The 13,134-nt window shown below is 64.7% G+C and carries 16 protein-coding genes; 7 read left to right on the top strand and 9 right to left on the bottom strand.

Going from position 1 to position 13,134, the window contains the following annotated elements; genetic code table 11:
• Positions 1 to 13 precede the first annotated feature (13 nt).
• A complete protein-coding gene (locus KI610_RS15390; RefSeq protein ID WP_226495842.1) occupies positions 14 to 1,066 on the top strand; it encodes an HD domain-containing phosphohydrolase in 1,053 nt (350 codons plus the stop codon).
• A gap of 2 nt (positions 1,067 to 1,068) precedes the next feature.
• A complete protein-coding gene (locus KI610_RS15385; protein ID WP_226495841.1) occupies positions 1,069 to 1,458 on the top strand; it encodes an Hpt domain-containing protein in 390 nt (129 codons plus the stop codon).
• Here the strand turns inward: KI610_RS15385 and bioD are convergent.
• The 9 genes from bioD to KI610_RS15340 all read right to left on the bottom strand — a co-directional run bounded on the left by bioD (position 1,444) and on the right by KI610_RS15340 (position 8,307).
• Complete coding sequence (gene bioD, locus KI610_RS15380) at positions 1,444 to 2,109, bottom strand: dethiobiotin synthase (RefSeq protein WP_226495840.1); 666 nt, start codon at positions 2,107 to 2,109, stop codon at positions 1,444 to 1,446. The two genes, KI610_RS15385 and bioD, sit on opposite strands and share 15 nt — an antisense overlap.
• Before the next feature lie 10 nt (positions 2,110 to 2,119).
• The gene (bioC, locus tag KI610_RS15375) at positions 2,120 to 2,881 is read right to left on the bottom strand and encodes a malonyl-ACP O-methyltransferase BioC (protein WP_226495839.1); all 762 of its coding nucleotides are present in this window, start codon (positions 2,879 to 2,881) and stop codon (positions 2,120 to 2,122) included.
• The gene (locus KI610_RS15370) at positions 2,874 to 3,587 is read right to left on the bottom strand and encodes an alpha/beta fold hydrolase (RefSeq protein ID WP_226495838.1); all 714 of its coding nucleotides are present in this window, start codon (positions 3,585 to 3,587) and stop codon (positions 2,874 to 2,876) included. The genes bioC and KI610_RS15370 overlap by 8 nt, the downstream gene beginning before the upstream one ends.
• Entirely contained in the window at positions 3,584 to 4,759 is a 1,176-nt protein-coding gene (gene bioF, locus KI610_RS15365; protein ID WP_226495837.1) for an 8-amino-7-oxononanoate synthase, read from the bottom strand. Before bioF ends, KI610_RS15370 begins: the two co-directional genes overlap by 4 nt.
• Positions 4,756 to 5,085, bottom strand: a complete 330-nt coding sequence (locus KI610_RS15360) for a type II toxin-antitoxin system RelE/ParE family toxin (protein ID WP_226495836.1) — start codon at positions 5,083 to 5,085, stop codon at positions 4,756 to 4,758. Before KI610_RS15360 ends, bioF begins: the two co-directional genes overlap by 4 nt.
• Positions 5,082 to 5,321, bottom strand: a complete 240-nt coding sequence (locus tag KI610_RS15355) for a type II toxin-antitoxin system ParD family antitoxin (RefSeq protein ID WP_226495835.1) — start codon at positions 5,319 to 5,321, stop codon at positions 5,082 to 5,084. The genes KI610_RS15360 and KI610_RS15355 overlap by 4 nt, the downstream gene beginning before the upstream one ends.
• A gap of 50 nt (positions 5,322 to 5,371) precedes the next feature.
• Positions 5,372 to 5,689 carry a hypothetical protein gene (locus KI610_RS15350; RefSeq protein ID WP_226495834.1) on the bottom strand — a complete coding sequence of 106 codons (318 nt, stop codon included), beginning with the start codon at positions 5,687 to 5,689 and terminating at the stop codon, positions 5,372 to 5,374.
• A gap of 99 nt (positions 5,690 to 5,788) precedes the next feature.
• Positions 5,789 to 7,135: an adenosylmethionine--8-amino-7-oxononanoate transaminase gene (gene bioA / locus KI610_RS15345; RefSeq protein WP_226495833.1), complete on the bottom strand. Its 1,347-nt coding sequence runs from the start codon at positions 7,133 to 7,135 to the stop codon at positions 5,789 to 5,791.
• Positions 7,135 to 8,307, bottom strand: coding sequence for a DUF2863 family protein (locus tag KI610_RS15340; protein WP_226495832.1), 1,173 nt, complete (start codon positions 8,305 to 8,307; stop codon positions 7,135 to 7,137). The genes bioA and KI610_RS15340 overlap by 1 nt, the downstream gene beginning before the upstream one ends.
• 416 nt (positions 8,308 to 8,723) lie before the next feature.
• Here KI610_RS15340 and KI610_RS15335 point away from each other — a divergent pair, with 416 nt between their 5' ends.
• From KI610_RS15335 to eutC, 5 genes are read left to right on the top strand one after another with little or no spacing between them, the layout of a single operon-like run.
• Positions 8,724 to 9,269, top strand: a complete 546-nt coding sequence (locus KI610_RS15335; RefSeq protein ID WP_226495831.1) for a YbhB/YbcL family Raf kinase inhibitor-like protein — start codon at positions 8,724 to 8,726, stop codon at positions 9,267 to 9,269.
• Positions 9,270 to 9,317: 48 nt separating this feature from the next.
• A complete protein-coding gene (locus KI610_RS15330) occupies positions 9,318 to 10,130 on the top strand; it encodes a helix-turn-helix transcriptional regulator (RefSeq protein WP_226495830.1) in 813 nt (270 codons plus the stop codon).
• Positions 10,131 to 10,162: 32 nt separating this feature from the next.
• Positions 10,163 to 10,933: a peroxide stress protein YaaA gene (gene yaaA, locus KI610_RS15325; RefSeq protein WP_226495829.1), complete on the top strand. Its 771-nt coding sequence runs from the start codon at positions 10,163 to 10,165 to the stop codon at positions 10,931 to 10,933.
• A 1-nt stretch (position 10,934) separates the two neighbouring features.
• A complete protein-coding gene (locus tag KI610_RS15320; RefSeq protein WP_226495828.1) occupies positions 10,935 to 12,323 on the top strand; it encodes an ethanolamine ammonia-lyase subunit EutB in 1,389 nt (462 codons plus the stop codon).
• Entirely contained in the window at positions 12,320 to 13,105 is a 786-nt protein-coding gene (eutC, locus tag KI610_RS15315; protein WP_226495827.1) for an ethanolamine ammonia-lyase subunit EutC, read from the top strand. The genes KI610_RS15320 and eutC overlap by 4 nt, the downstream gene beginning before the upstream one ends.
• Positions 13,106 to 13,134: the final 29 nt, after the last annotated feature.

Raw genomic sequence — 13,134 nt, 5'->3', positions numbered from 1 at the left:
AGCAGGGGAGTTCATGCACAACGTCCTGATCATCGATGACAGCGACATCAACCTGACGCTGATCAAGGCGCTGGTTCTCAAACTGGGCGACTGCAGCCCGACCTTGTTCGATCATCCCCTGGCGGCGCTCGAGTGGTGCCGCAGCAACGTGCCGGATCTGGTCATTGTCGATTACATGATGCCGGACATGGACGGCCTCAAGTTCATCAGTGCTTTCCGTGCGCTGCATGGTCGCACCGAGATTCCGGTGCTGATGATTACCGCCAACGACCAGAAGGACATTCGTTACGATGCGCTCCTTGGCGGTGCCAACGATTTCCTGACCAAGCCGATCGACCGTGTCGAATTTTCAGCTCGCGTCCGCAACATGCTGGCGCTGCGAACCGGGCAGAAGTACCTTGCCGACCGCGCCGAGCATCTGAGTTCGCTGGTCGAGGAGCGTACTGCTGAAATCCGCGATCGCGAGAAGGAACTCATTTTCCGCATCTCGCGGGCGGCCGAATTCCGCGATCCGGAAACCGGTGCCCACATCCAGCGCATGGCGCATTATTCGCAGATCATCGCCCTCGGCCTTGATCTGAGCCTTGCCCAGCAGAAGCTCATCCTCGAAGCGGCGCCGATGCACGACGTCGGCAAGATTGGCATTCCCGACTACATCCTGCTCAAGCCCGGCAAGCTGACGCCAGAAGAGTTCGAGGTCATGAAGGGGCATTCGCGGCTGGGCCAGGAGCTGCTCAAGGACAGTCGTTCGGAAGTCATTCAGGCCGGGGCCGAGGTGGCGATCTCGCATCACGAGAAATACGATGGCACGGGCTACCCGTATGGCCTCAAAGGGCACCAGATTCCCCTGTTCGGCCGCATCGTGGCGGTGGCCGACGTATTCGACGCGCTGACTTCGGAGCGTCCCTACAAGCGGGCGTGGTCGCTGGACGATGCCTGCAAGTTTCTTGAAGACGGGCGCGGCAAGCATTTCGATCCGATGTGTGTCGAGGCTTTCCTGGCCGGTTGGGAGCATGTGCTCGATATCCGCCAGCGCTTCCGCGACGAAGAGATGCCGCAGATCTGAATTTGATTTCAGCCGATTTCCTGTTTCGGCAGGCGGCCTGCATGGAGAAGAATATGGCAGGGGCTTTCGTGTTGGACAAGGCGTCGATTCTCGACCGTCTGGGCGGTGACGAAGAAATTTTCACGATGATGGTCGACATGTTCGTGCAGGATGTCGACAACAATTGCGCGGCCTTGGCCACTGCCCTGGCGTCCGGCGATCCTGCCGTGCTGCGCCGCGAGGCCCACACGGTCAAAGGCTTGCTGGCAACGTTTTCCGATGAGACCGGAGCGGCCGAGGCCTGTGTTGTCGAACTGCGGGCGCGGGATGGGCTGATCGCCGATCAGGCCGAGGCAGTGGCCGGACTGCAGCAGCGCCTGCGGGAAATTGCGGCGGTTTTAAGCGCCGGGTAGTTTGAGGAAGGCGGCGGCGCCATGGGCTCCGCCTTGCGGCCCGTGCGGCACGACGCCGAGCAAGGGGGCCGGCAGCAAGGTTTGCAGCGTTGCCAAATTTTCTTCAAAGCGGGACATCATCGGGTCGATACGGTTGGCGACCCAGCCAGCCAGCTTCAGGCCGCGGGCGGTGATGGCTTCGGCCGTGAGCAGCGCGTGGTTGATGCAGCCGAGACGCATGCCGACGACGAGGATGACCGGCAAGCCGAGGTTGACGGCGAGGTCGGCGGTGCTCTGCTCGCCGCTTAACGGCACACAAAATCCACCGACGCCTTCGACGATGACCAGATCGGCCTGCTGCCGGGCCGCGTCGCAACTCGCCCTGATTGGCCCGAACTCGATGCTCACGCCGGCTTCTGCCGCGGCGATGTGCGGGGCGACGGCGGGCTTGAAGCAATAGGGGTTGATGATCTGGCGCGGCAGTTCGACGTTGCTGGCGGCACGGATCGCTTCGACATCGTCATTGAGCCCGGCGCCATCGGTGCCGGCGGCGATGGGCTTGAGTCCTACGGCTTTGAGGCCGTCCAGCCCGGCCCGGTGGAGCAGGGCGCAGGTGATGAAGGTCTTGCCGATTTCGGTGTCGGTGCCGGTCAGGAAATAGGCGGGGCTCATTTTCGGGCGCTCATTTGCTGGCGTAAAGATAGATCACGTCGTAGGTCAGCGGCAGGCCGGCCGGGGTGCGCAGCTGCTCGTAGGCGGCTTCGGCGCGCTGGAAGGTGGCGCGGCTCATCAGACTGGTCCGCCGGCCGTTGCCGAGCTGGTTGGCGCCGATGGCCTTGACGGCGCGAAGCAGGGTTTTGAAGTCCGGGTAGTGCGCGATTTTTGTGCTTTTTTTCGGGTTGACCGTAGCAAAGCCGAGATTGACGGCGATTTTGCGGATTTCCTCGGGGCTGTGAAAACTCAACGTGTGGCGGTAGTGGTCGACGTCGGCGAAGGCGTGGCGCAGCTCGTGGAAGGTGGCCGGGCCGAGGCTGGCGAGGGCGACCAGGCCATTCGGGCGCAGCGTGCGGTGGGCTTCACGCAGTGCGGTGGCCAGATCGCACCACTGGACGGCGAGGCTGGACCAGTAAAGATCGAGGCTGGCATCTGACAGCGGCAGGTGTTCGAGATCGCCGGCGATGCGGCAGCATGGCGCAGCGACCCGGTCGAGCATGGCCGGCGAGAGGTCGAGGGCGACGGCATGGGCATCGGGAAAACGGGCGAGCAGGTCGACCTGGGCAAAACCGGTGCCGCAGCCGGCATCGAGCAGGCGGGCCGGGGCGATGGCCGGCAGGCCTTCGGCGAGCTGGGTGCAGATGCGGCGCTGGATGTCGGCGGCGCTGTCGTAGGTCGGGGCGGCGCGCTCGAAGGATTCGCGGATGCGCGCCTTGGAGGGCCTAGTCATTCAGGAATTGGTGCACGGTGGCGACGAAATCGTCAGGCCTGGACATGAAGGGAGCGTGGGCGCAGTCGTCGAAGACGGCTAGCTTGGCGCCGGGAATCAGGGCGGCGAGGGCTTCGGCGGCGCCCAGCGGCATGAGCGGATCGGCGGCGCCGTGGATGAGCAGGGTTGGCGCCTTGACCTGCGGCGCGAGGTCGCGCAGGTCGATGTCGCGCAGCCAGTTCAGCCCGGTCGCCAGGACTTCGCCGGACGGGCGCGGGTCGGCGAGTTTGAGGAGTTCGAGCGTGACCGCCTTGGCGCGGGCGTCGCCACGGTTGAAGCCGCCAACGAAGCGCGGCAGCATGGCTTCGACATCGGCCGCGACGCCAGCCGCGAACTCGGCCAGGGTGGCCGGCGGCATGGCGTGCGGCCAGCCATCGCGCTGGACGAAGGAAGTCGTGCCGGCGACGAGCACGAGCTTGCCGACCTTGGCCGGATGACGGGCGGCGACGGCCAGCGCGAGTTGCGCGCCGAGCGACCAGCCGGCCAGCGTCGTGCCGGCTTGCAGGCGGGCGGCGATGTCGTCGGCGGCGGCATCAAAATCGCTGATCAGCGGCGCGTTGCCGTAGCCGGGCAAATCGAAAATCTGCCCATTTATCCGGTTGACCGTAGCATTGAGCGGGCCGCGGCCGACGCACCAGCCGGGCAGGAAAATGAGGGGAGCGGTCATGCCAGTTCCTTGAGGGCGGTGACGAGTTGGTTGATATCGGCTTCGGTGTGAGCGGCGGAGACCGAAATGCGCAGGCGCGCCGTGCCTTTCGGCACTGTCGGCGGGCGAATGGCTGGCACCCACAGGCCGCGCTCCCACAAGGCTTTTGCGAGGGCGACGGCGGCGTCGTTTTCGCCGACGATGAGCGGCTGGATGGCGGTCAGCGACGGCAGCAATTTGAGCGGCAGGCCGGCCAGCCCGTCGCGCAACTGGCTGATGCGGGCCATTAGGTTGGCGCGCAAGGCGTCGCCGTTTTCGATCAATTGCAGGCTCTTGCTCAGCGCGCAGGCGATAGCCGGCGGCTGGGCCGTCGTGAAAATGTAGCTGCGGCCTTTTTGCAGCAGGTATTCGATGGCGGTTTCTGAACCTGCCACGAAGGCGCCGCCGACACCGGCCGCCTTGCCCAACGTGCCCATAAGCAAAATGCGCGGCGAGGCGGGCAGGTTGAAATGGGCGAGGCTGCCCTTGCCTTCGCGACCGAGAACGCCAAAGCCGTGCGCGTCGTCGATTACCAGCCAGGCGTCGTAGCGCTCGGCCAGCGCGAAGATGAGCGGCAGCGGGGCGAGGTCGCCGTCCATGCTGAACACGGCGTCAGTGACGATGACCTTGGTGGCTGCTGTGCTAGCTGCCAGCAACTTTTCGAGCGCCGCGACATCGTTGTGCGCGTAGCGGTGGACCTCGGCGCCGTTGGCCTTGGCCTGCTGCATGGCATCGATCAGCGAGGCGTGGTTGAGCTTGTCGGCGAAAACCGCGTCGCCGCGCCCGGCCAGGGTCGGCGTCACGGCGAGGTTGGCCAGGTAGCCGGTGGAGAAGGTCAGGGCGCGCGGAAAGCCGGTGAAGGCGGCGATTTCCTTTTCCAGCGCTTCGTGCGGCGCGAGGTGGCCGCTGACCAGATGCGAGGCACCGCTGCCGGCGCCCCATTGCAGCGCGCCATCGGCCAGCGCCCGGGCAATCTCGGTATTGCCGGCCAGCCCGAGGTAATCGTTGGCGGCGAAATTCAGCACATTTTTGCCGTTCACCGTGGCAATGCGCCCGCAGGAGCTTTCCAGGACGCGGCGACGACGGGTCAGGCCGGCTGTTTCGATGTCAGCGAGTTCGGCGTTCAGGTGGTCTTCAAGTGGGGAGGTGGTCATGGGGCGTTATTTTCCTGGAGCCAGGCGGGAATGTCGCGTCTGGCGTTGAGAACCCGCCAGACGTCAATATGCGTTTCGTGCTCGACGTAGAAAACGAGGTGGGGATAGCGTTTAAGCGGCCAGAAACGCAGGCCGGGTAAATTCAGTTCGTGGGCGTAATGAGACGATCCCGTGGCCGGGTGGCGGGAAATGTGCGCGTAAGCCTGTTCCAGCGTATCGATGAAACCGAGGGCCGCATTCTCCGATCCCTCGTTCAGGTAATAGGCCAGTGTTTCGTCAATGTCCCGATTGGCTTGCTCGCGCGGGATGACCGGCTTCGTCTTCACCGCCCGGCTTGCTGAGCAACGCGCGCCCGCAAAGCCGCAAAATAGGCCGCGTCGGCCGGTGCTGCCGGGGCCGAAGCCGCGCCAGCCAGCAACAGGCCGCGCAACTGCAGGCGATCCTGATCCTTGCGAATCAGCTCGCGCACATACTCGCTGCTTGTGCCATAACCGCGCTGACTGACCTGATCGTCCACGAAGGACTTCAGCGCATCGGGCAGGGAAATGTTCATCGTGCTCATGGGTTTATCGTAGAGGGCTTGGCAAAAATTGGCAAGGATGGCGGTGAGGGTTACGGGGAATGCAACACCACCGGTTTGTCGGCAATATCGGTTTCGTGCCCTGAGCTGTCATTGATGCCCAGCATTATTAGCAGTAATGTGGCGGCGCCAGCTGCGGCTGAAAATCTTGCAACATGTATCGCCTTTAACGCGTATGTCAGCTGGCGTGGCAACCCTTTGTAGCGCTCGACTTTCTCACGATGTAGAACAGAAAACACTTGTTTCCAGCTTCTTGAGTGGGCGTACAGGTATGTGCCCACCCCAACACTGAGAACGAGATAGGCAATAGCTGCATATTTTGTAAAAGAGATAGCGCTGATCCAAAGCACGGAAAGGGTTTCCTGAAACGCCTGCCTTCATTAAACCATATCGCATATCGACTGGCCGCTGTTGGCCAGATTGAGACAAACCCATCTGGCGCTGGTCGATTATTCGATTAGCGCGTCGTTCAATGCACCGCTGATCGCAGTTCCAAGATGCTCGATTTCCTCGTCGCTGACGATGTACGGTGGCATCAGGTAGACCGTGTTGCCGATGGGGCGGATCAGCGCTTCGCGTTCCAGCGCGGCACGGTAGAACTTGCGGGAGAAGTGCGGGTCGGCTGTTTCGACGTCGAAGGCGGCGATCATGCCGCGCTGGCGCAGGTTTTTGACTTGCGGGTGGTCGGTCTGCGGGGCGAGGGCGGATTCCATTTTTTGCGCTTTTTTCCGGTTGACCGTGAGAACGTCGTCGGACAGGAAAATATCGAGCGTGGCGAGCGCGGCGCGGCAGGCCAGCGGGTTGCCGGTGTAGGAATGGGAGTGGAGGAAGGCGCGGGTCACTGAATCGTCGAGGAAGGCGTTGTAGATGGTGTCGCTGGACAGGACGATGGAGAGCGGCAGGTAGCCGCCGGAGATGCCTTTTGACAGGCACATCAGGTCGGGCCGGATTTCAGCCTGTTCGTGGGCGAAGAAGGTGCCGGTGCGGCCGCAGCCGACGGCGATTTCGTCGCAGATCAGGTGTACTTCGTAGCGATCGCACAGTTGGCGGGCGAGGCGCAGGTATTCGGGGTCGTACATCGCCATGCCGGCAGCGCCCTGGACGAGCGGTTCGACGATCAGGGCGGCGATGTTTTCGCCATGCTTCTCGAGGTGGGTTTCCAATGCGGCGGCGGCGCGGCGGGCGACGTCGGCCGGTGATTCGCCGGCTTCGGCCTGGCGGAAGTCGGGCGATGGGATGACGGTGGCGGCGCGGACGAGCGGCGCGTAGGCATCCTTGAAAATGGCGACATCGGTGACGGCCAGGGCGCCGACCGTTTCGCCGTGGTAACTGCCTTGCAGGCAGAGGAATTCAGCCTTCTCCGGCCGACCGATATTGCGCCAGTAGTGAAAGCTCATCTTGAGCGCGATTTCGGTGGCCGAGGCGCCGTCCGAGGCGTAGAAGGCGTGGCCGAGGGCGCCGCCGGTCAACGCCGATAAACGCTCGGAAAGCTCGACCACCGGCTGGTGCGTGAAGCCGGCCAGCATGACGTGTTCGAGCGTTTCGAGCTGGTCGCGCAGCGCCGCATTGATGCGCGGGTTGGCGTGGCCGAACAGGTTGGTCCACCACGAACTGATGCCGTCGAGGTAGCGCTTGTCGTCGAAGTCGTAAAGCCAGGCGCCCTGACCACGGGCGATGGGCACCAGCGGCAGGTGGCCGGGCGTGCCGGTCTGCGCGTGGTGCTGCATCTGCGTGCACGGGTGCCAGACGGCCGACTGGCTACGGGCCAGCCAGTCGGCGTTCGACGGCTTGGCCATCAATGCAGGACTTGTGACGTCGCCGCCGGTTGTTCCGGCATTTCGGCGTGCACCAGTTCGGCTTCGCGGTTGGGGAAGAGCGGGGCGCCGCAGTCGTCGCAGAATTCCATCGGGAAGTGATGGTCGAGGAAGAGCACGTCCTTGACGCCGGCTTCACGCAGCACGGCTTCAATTTCGCCGGCCGCATCGGTTGCTTCGTCTTCGGCGCCGAGCAGCGGCCAGACGATGCCGTGATAGACCTCGTCACCGGTCGTCGGGCCGAGGCCGACGCGGTATTCCTCCATGCGGCGGTCGTAGCAGGGACCGACGACGGCGCGGATGTCGGCCGGCATGAGGGCGAGCATGCTTTGCAGGAAGGCGACGGAGGCCTTGAGCGAATACGGCCGCGACAGGCGGTCGGCGTTGCGGCAGGAGGCGTGATAGGAGTCCGGCAGCAGTGGTTGCCAGGCGCAGCCGGTGAGCAGCGGTTCAATATTCGGGCTGCCCTGCTTGATCCATTCCTTGAGCGCCGTTTCCTTGTTGCCGTCCTTTTCGTTCCAGCGGAACAGCGGCTTGCCGCGCGGCACGGCGACGGTACCGACGATGTAGCGGACGTCGGAGAGGAAACGGTTGGTTTCGGCCATGCTGGCGCTGTCGACGGTCAGATGGTTGCCGGCCAGCGCAGCTTCGCCAAGTTGTTTGGTCAGTTGCCAGGTTTCGCAGAAGCTGCGCGGCAACTGGTCCGGGCTGAACAGGAAGTCGGCCAGCGCAATACGCGCGTCGCCGCCAAAGACATGGGCGCCGAGATGCACGTGCAGGGCCTGCAGCGTGCTCTTGGGGAGCGGGCTGGCGGGGATGGAAAAGCGTGACCAGGCAAGGACGGGCGCGGCGAAGAGCTGGATGTCGTATGCCTGACCCTGGACTTCGACGCGGTTGGTTTCGGCCCGCGACTCGATCATGTCGGCCAGTTCGTCGTGGGCGCGCGGGTTGGCCTCGAACAGGCGGTCGAGCGCGGTGTTGATGTCATCCTCGTCACCGTTTTTGAGCAGGCTGTCGACGACTTCGGCGAGTTGCGCTTCCCAGTAGGCGTCTTCCAGCTTGCCGCCGGATTCGGAAAGGCCAGTGGCCAGACGTTGCAGTTCGGCCGCGTCGCGGGAAAGACGGTCGCGAGAGCCAAAGCGGGTGCGTTTCATCGGGTGTCCAGAAAATTCAAAGTTGGGATTTTAACAGGGGGGCGGGGTAGCGTCGCAGGATCGATGGTCGGGATTTCATCCTAGAAACCGCAGTTGACCGCTTTCCCATCCTTTGAGAGCCGCATGAAATCTGACGTTTGTGCCTTTGCTGTGATTCATCCATTGGGTGACAGCGCTACGTGGCCGCTGGCACATTTGGTCGGGCGTCCGGCTTTGTCGCTCCTTCTTGCAGGCATGAGCCTGCCGCGGCGTCGCTTCGCGCCGGCCATCCCGCCCAAACGCACCAACAGCCACGTCCAACTGAGGTTTCTAGGATCATCGTGAGCGAATCGGGACAATCCTTGCGCGCCACGAAGCGGCGTCGAAAGGGCCGGGCGGGCAGACTGATGGCTCCCGTCACTGCAAGGAGCCTTTTCATGAAAACCTTATTTCGCGTCACGCTGGTTACCGCCCTGTTGGCCTGCGGCCTGGCCCGTGCCGATGATTTTCGCCTGGTCGTCGAGGCCGGACCGGATGGTCGGCTGGCGCCGGCGCATTACGCCAATGTCTTCGGCTGCAACGGCGGCAACGTCTCGCCGGCCTTGAATTGGTCGGGTGCGCCGGCCGGGACGCGCAGTTTTGTCGTGACCATGTACGACCCGGATGCACCGACCGGGTCTGGCTGGTGGCATTGGGTGGTCGCCAACCTGCCGGCCGCTGCCGATCATCTGGATCCGGCGGCCGGCAATCCCGGCGGCGCACTGCCGGCCGGCGCCCGCGCCATCGCCGGCGACAACGGGGAGTCTGCTTATCTCGGCAGTTGCCCGCCGGTCGGCCAGACGCACCGCTACGTCTTCACCGTGCATGCGCTCAAGGTCGACAAGCTTGATCTGCCGGCCAATGCGACGCCGGCACTGGTTGGCTTCATGGCCTGGGCCAACGGCCTCGGCAAGGCAAGCGTGACCCTGCTCGGTTCGCGTTAACATGGGCGAAAAGGCCGGCATGCCGCCGGCCTTCCCGGAGAAAAAAGCATGCAGCCAACCATAGTCCAGCGCGCCGGTATTGCCGTCTCGGGCAGCATCGTCCAGCGCCAGCCTTTGCAGTTCCGGCGGCTGTGGATCGACCTGCCGACGCTGGTCCTGGTCGAATCCGGCTACAAGATTCTGCACGGCGAGGCCGGCACCTTCCGCGTCGAGGCCGGTCAGGCGGTGGCGTTGGCCGGTGGCCAGTCGTTTGACATCACCAATTATCTCGGCGAGGCGCCGAGCTATCGCGCCCGCTGGCTGGCCTGGGAGCGCGGCCTGCTCGAACGGTGGCGGGCGCCGACGGCCGGCGAACGGCCGCAGTCGGTGGTGACGCTGGGCAAGGTGGCGCCGGCCTTTGCCGATGCTTTCACGGCATTGACGCAATCATTCGACGATGCGGCGCTGCCGGATGCGGTGGTCGCTCATCGGGCGCTGGAAATGCTGGTCTGGCTGGAGGGTGCTGGTCGCCTGTTGCTCGACGACGCGAGCCTGGCGCCGCGCGTGCGTCGTCTGCTCGCTGGTGATCCGGCGCATGACTGGCGTTCGCCCGAAGTGGCTGGCCATTTCGCCATGAGCGAGGCCAGCCTGCGCCGCCATCTGGCTGCCGAGGACAGTTCGTTGTCCGAAATCCTGCTCGACGTGCGCATGTCGACGGCGCTCACTCTGCTGCAGTCGACCGCGCAGCCGGTGACGCGCATCGCCGGCGAGGTCGGCTACCAGTCGCCGTCGCAGTTCGCCGTACGCTTTCGCCGCCGTTTCGGCTGTTCGCCCAGCGACATCCGCCGCGACAGTCCGCGTGGCCGGGTCGCCCTCGCGTAAAATCGAGGCATTGCCAACCCGCGCCAACGACCATGCTGATTTTCCTGTCCCCCGCCAAATCGCTTGATTACAAGACCCCGCCGCACGTCGCCACGCACACGCAGCCGGCTTACCTGAAGCACTCGGAAGCCTTGATCAAAAAGCTGCGCAAATTGTCGCCGGCCGATATCGCCAATTTGATGGACCTCTCCGATCCGCTGGCGTTGCTCAATTTCAACCGCTACGCCGACTGGTCGCTGCCCTTCACGCCGGAAAACGCCAAGCAGGCAGTGCTCGCCTTCGACGGCGATGTTTACGATGGCCTGGCGGCGAAAACGCTGGGCGCCGAGGATCTCGACTTCGCCCAGCAGCGCGTGCGCATCCTGTCCGGACTCTACGGCATCCTCAAGCCGCTCGACCTCATGCAGCCCTACCGGCTGGAAATGGGCACCAAGTTCGCCAACAAGGCCGGCAAGGATCTCTACGCCTACTGGGGCGAGCGTCTGCTCGAGGCGATCAATGCCGAGTTGGCCGACATGCCGCGACCGGTCGCGGTCAACCTCGCTTCCGAGGAGTATTTCAAGGCCGCCGTCGGCCGCAAGATCAACGGCACGGTGATCCAGCCGGTGTTCGAGGACTGGAAGAACGGTAAGTACAAGATCATCAGCTTCTACGCCAAGCGTGCGCGCGGCTTGATGACGCGCTACGCCGTGTTGAACCGGCTGAGCGAGCCGGAAGGGCTCAAGGATTTTGATAGCGACGGCTACGCTTTCGCGCCCGAAGCATCCGACGACAAGAGCTGGGTGTTCCGCCGGCGTCAATGACATGAACTATCGGGCCAGCGTCGGTTCGCAAGGTTATCGCTTCGCCGATCTGCGCGAGGTAATGGCCAAGGCCAGCCCGGCCCGTTCCGGCGACGCGCTGGCCGGCATTGCCGCGCAGAGTGCGGCCGAGCGGATGGCAGCCCGGCTGGTGCTGGCCGATCTGCCCTTGCGCTGCTTTCTCGACGCGGCGCTGATCCCCTACGAAATCGACGAAGTCACCCGGCTGATCGTCGATAGTCACGACGCCGCGGCCTTCGCGCCGGTCGCGTCGCTGACGGTGGGCGAATTCCGCGAATGGCTGCTCGACGAGACGACGGGGGAAGCCGAACTGGCCGCGCTGGCGCCCGGCATCACGCCGGAGATGGCTGCTGCCGTCAGCAAGCTGATGCGCAATCAGGATCTCATCGCGGTGGCCCGCAAGTGCCGGGTCGTCACCGCCTTCCGCGACACCATCGGCCTGCCCGGCCGGCTAGCTGTGCGCCTGCAGCCGAATCATCCGACCGACGACGCCAGCGGCATTGCCGCTTCGATGCTCGACGGCCTGATGTACGGCGTCGGCGACGCGGTGATCGGCATCAACCCGGCTTCGGACAGCCTGCCGGCGCTGGCCAGCTTGTGGCGCATGCTCGACGAACTGATCGGCCGTTTCCAGATTCCGACGCAATCCTGCGTGCTGACCCATGTCAGCAGCCAGATCCGCGCCATCGAGGCGGGACTGCCGGTCGATCTGGTCTTCCAGTCCATCGCCGGCACCGAGGCGGCCAATGCCGGCTTCGGCATCAATCTGGCCCTGCTACAGGAGGCGCGCGAGGCGGCCTTGTCGCTCAAGCGCGGAACGGTCGGCGACAACGTCATGTATTTCGAAACCGGGCAGGGCAGCGCCCTGTCGGCCAACGCCCACCACGGCGTCGACCAGCAGACCTGCGAGGCCCGCGCTTACGCCGTGGCCCGGCATTTCAAGCCGTTGCTGGTCAATACCGTGGTCGGTTTCATCGGCCCTGAATACCTCTACGACGGCAAGCAGATCATCCGCGCCGGGCTGGAAGACCATTTCTGCGGCAAGCTGCTCGGGCTGCCGATGGGCTGCGACATCTGCTACACCAACCACGCCGAGGCCGATCAGGACGACATCGACAACCTGCTCGTGCTGCTCGGTACGGCCGGGGTCAATTTCATCATGGGCGTGCCGGGGGCCGACGACATCATGCTCAATTACCAGAGCACCTCCTTCCACGACCAGCTGTTCGTCCGTCAGGCGCTCGGTTTGCAGCGGGCGCCGGAATTCGAAGCCTGGCTGGCGAGCATGGGTTTGACCGACGGGGCCGGGCGCCTGCTGCCAGCCAGTCCCGATCATCGACTGCTGGCCGACCTGCGGCGGCGCCTGCCATGAGCCGTCCGGACCCCTGGCAAGCGCTGGCGACGCTGACCGCTGCCCGCATCGCCCTGGGCCGTGCCGGCAACAGCCTGCCGACCGCCGCCGTGCTCAGTTTCGATGTCGCCCATGCCCTGGCCCGCGACGCCGTGCATCAGGCGCTTGATGTCGACGGGCTGGTTACCCGCTGGCGCCAGATGGGCGGGGCAGAACCGCTCGTTGTCCATAGCCGGGCCATCAACCGCCACACCTATCTGCAACGCCCCGACCTCGGCCGCAGTCTCGACGAGGCCAGCGCCGCGATGCTTCTCGCCCAGTGCCTCCCCGAGGTGCCCGATGTGGCCATCGTGATCGCCGACGGGCTCTCGGCAACCGCCGTACATGAGAACGCCTTGCCGCTGCTGGGCGCCCTGCTGCCCCTGCTCGACGGCTTGCGTATCGCGCCGCCGGTCATCGCCCGCCAGGGCCGGGTGGCGCTCGGTGACGAAGTTGGCGCTGTGCTGCGGGCTCGGCTGGTCCTCGTCATCCTGGGCGAGCGACCGGGCCTTTCATCGCCGGATAGCCTCGGCGCCTACCTGACTTTCGCGCCGAAGATCGGCCGGCTCGATGCCGAGCGCAATTGCCTTTCCAACATCCGCCCGGCCGGGCTGACACCGGCCGCCGCTTCAGTCAAGCTGGCCTGGCTGATTCGTGCCGCCCTGGCTCGGCAATTGACCGGCATCGGTTTGAAGGATGACAGCGAAACCCAGGCGCTGCCTGCGGAGCCGGTGTTTTCGCCATGCCTGAAAGCCGAGCGCTGAGGCAGGAAGCAGGCGAGGTGGCCGGCGCG

Origin of the sequence: Ferribacterium limneticum (genome assembly GCF_020510565.1) — a bacterium.
Lineage (GTDB): Bacteria > Pseudomonadota > Gammaproteobacteria > Burkholderiales > Rhodocyclaceae > Azonexus > Azonexus limneticus_B.
Note: the sequence above shows the minus strand (reverse complement) of the source record. Positions and strands in the feature narration are given on the sequence as shown.

Bases quoted from the DNA above. Each gene is read 5' to 3' on its own strand.
- bioF (WP_226495837.1), bottom strand. From the start codon at position 4,759: ATGACCACCTCCCCACTTGAAGACCACCTGAACGCCGAACTCGCTGAC.
- KI610_RS15340 (WP_226495832.1), bottom strand. From the start codon at position 8,307: ATGAAACGCACCCGCTTTGGCTCTCGCGACCGTCTTTCCCGCGACGCG.
- KI610_RS15370 (WP_226495838.1), bottom strand. From the start codon at position 3,587: ATGACCGCTCCCCTCATTTTCCTGCCCGGCTGGTGCGTCGGCCGCGGC.
- eutC (WP_226495827.1), top strand. From the start codon at position 12,320: ATGAGCCGTCCGGACCCCTGGCAAGCGCTGGCGACGCTGACCGCTGCC.
- KI610_RS15355 (WP_226495835.1), bottom strand. From the start codon at position 5,321: ATGAGCACGATGAACATTTCCCTGCCCGATGCGCTGAAGTCCTTCGTG.
- bioD (WP_226495840.1), bottom strand. From the start codon at position 2,109: ATGAGCCCCGCCTATTTCCTGACCGGCACCGACACCGAAATCGGCAAG.
- KI610_RS15335 (WP_226495831.1), top strand. From the start codon at position 8,724: ATGAAAACCTTATTTCGCGTCACGCTGGTTACCGCCCTGTTGGCCTGC.
- KI610_RS15390 (WP_226495842.1), top strand. From the start codon at position 14: ATGCACAACGTCCTGATCATCGATGACAGCGACATCAACCTGACGCTG.
- bioA (WP_226495833.1), bottom strand. From the start codon at position 7,135: ATGGCCAAGCCGTCGAACGCCGACTGGCTGGCCCGTAGCCAGTCGGCC.
- KI610_RS15320 (WP_226495828.1), top strand. From the start codon at position 10,935: ATGAACTATCGGGCCAGCGTCGGTTCGCAAGGTTATCGCTTCGCCGAT.
- yaaA (WP_226495829.1), top strand. From the start codon at position 10,163: ATGCTGATTTTCCTGTCCCCCGCCAAATCGCTTGATTACAAGACCCCG.
- bioC (WP_226495839.1), bottom strand. From the start codon at position 2,881: ATGACTAGGCCCTCCAAGGCGCGCATCCGCGAATCCTTCGAGCGCGCC.
- KI610_RS15330 (WP_226495830.1), top strand. From the start codon at position 9,318: ATGCAGCCAACCATAGTCCAGCGCGCCGGTATTGCCGTCTCGGGCAGC.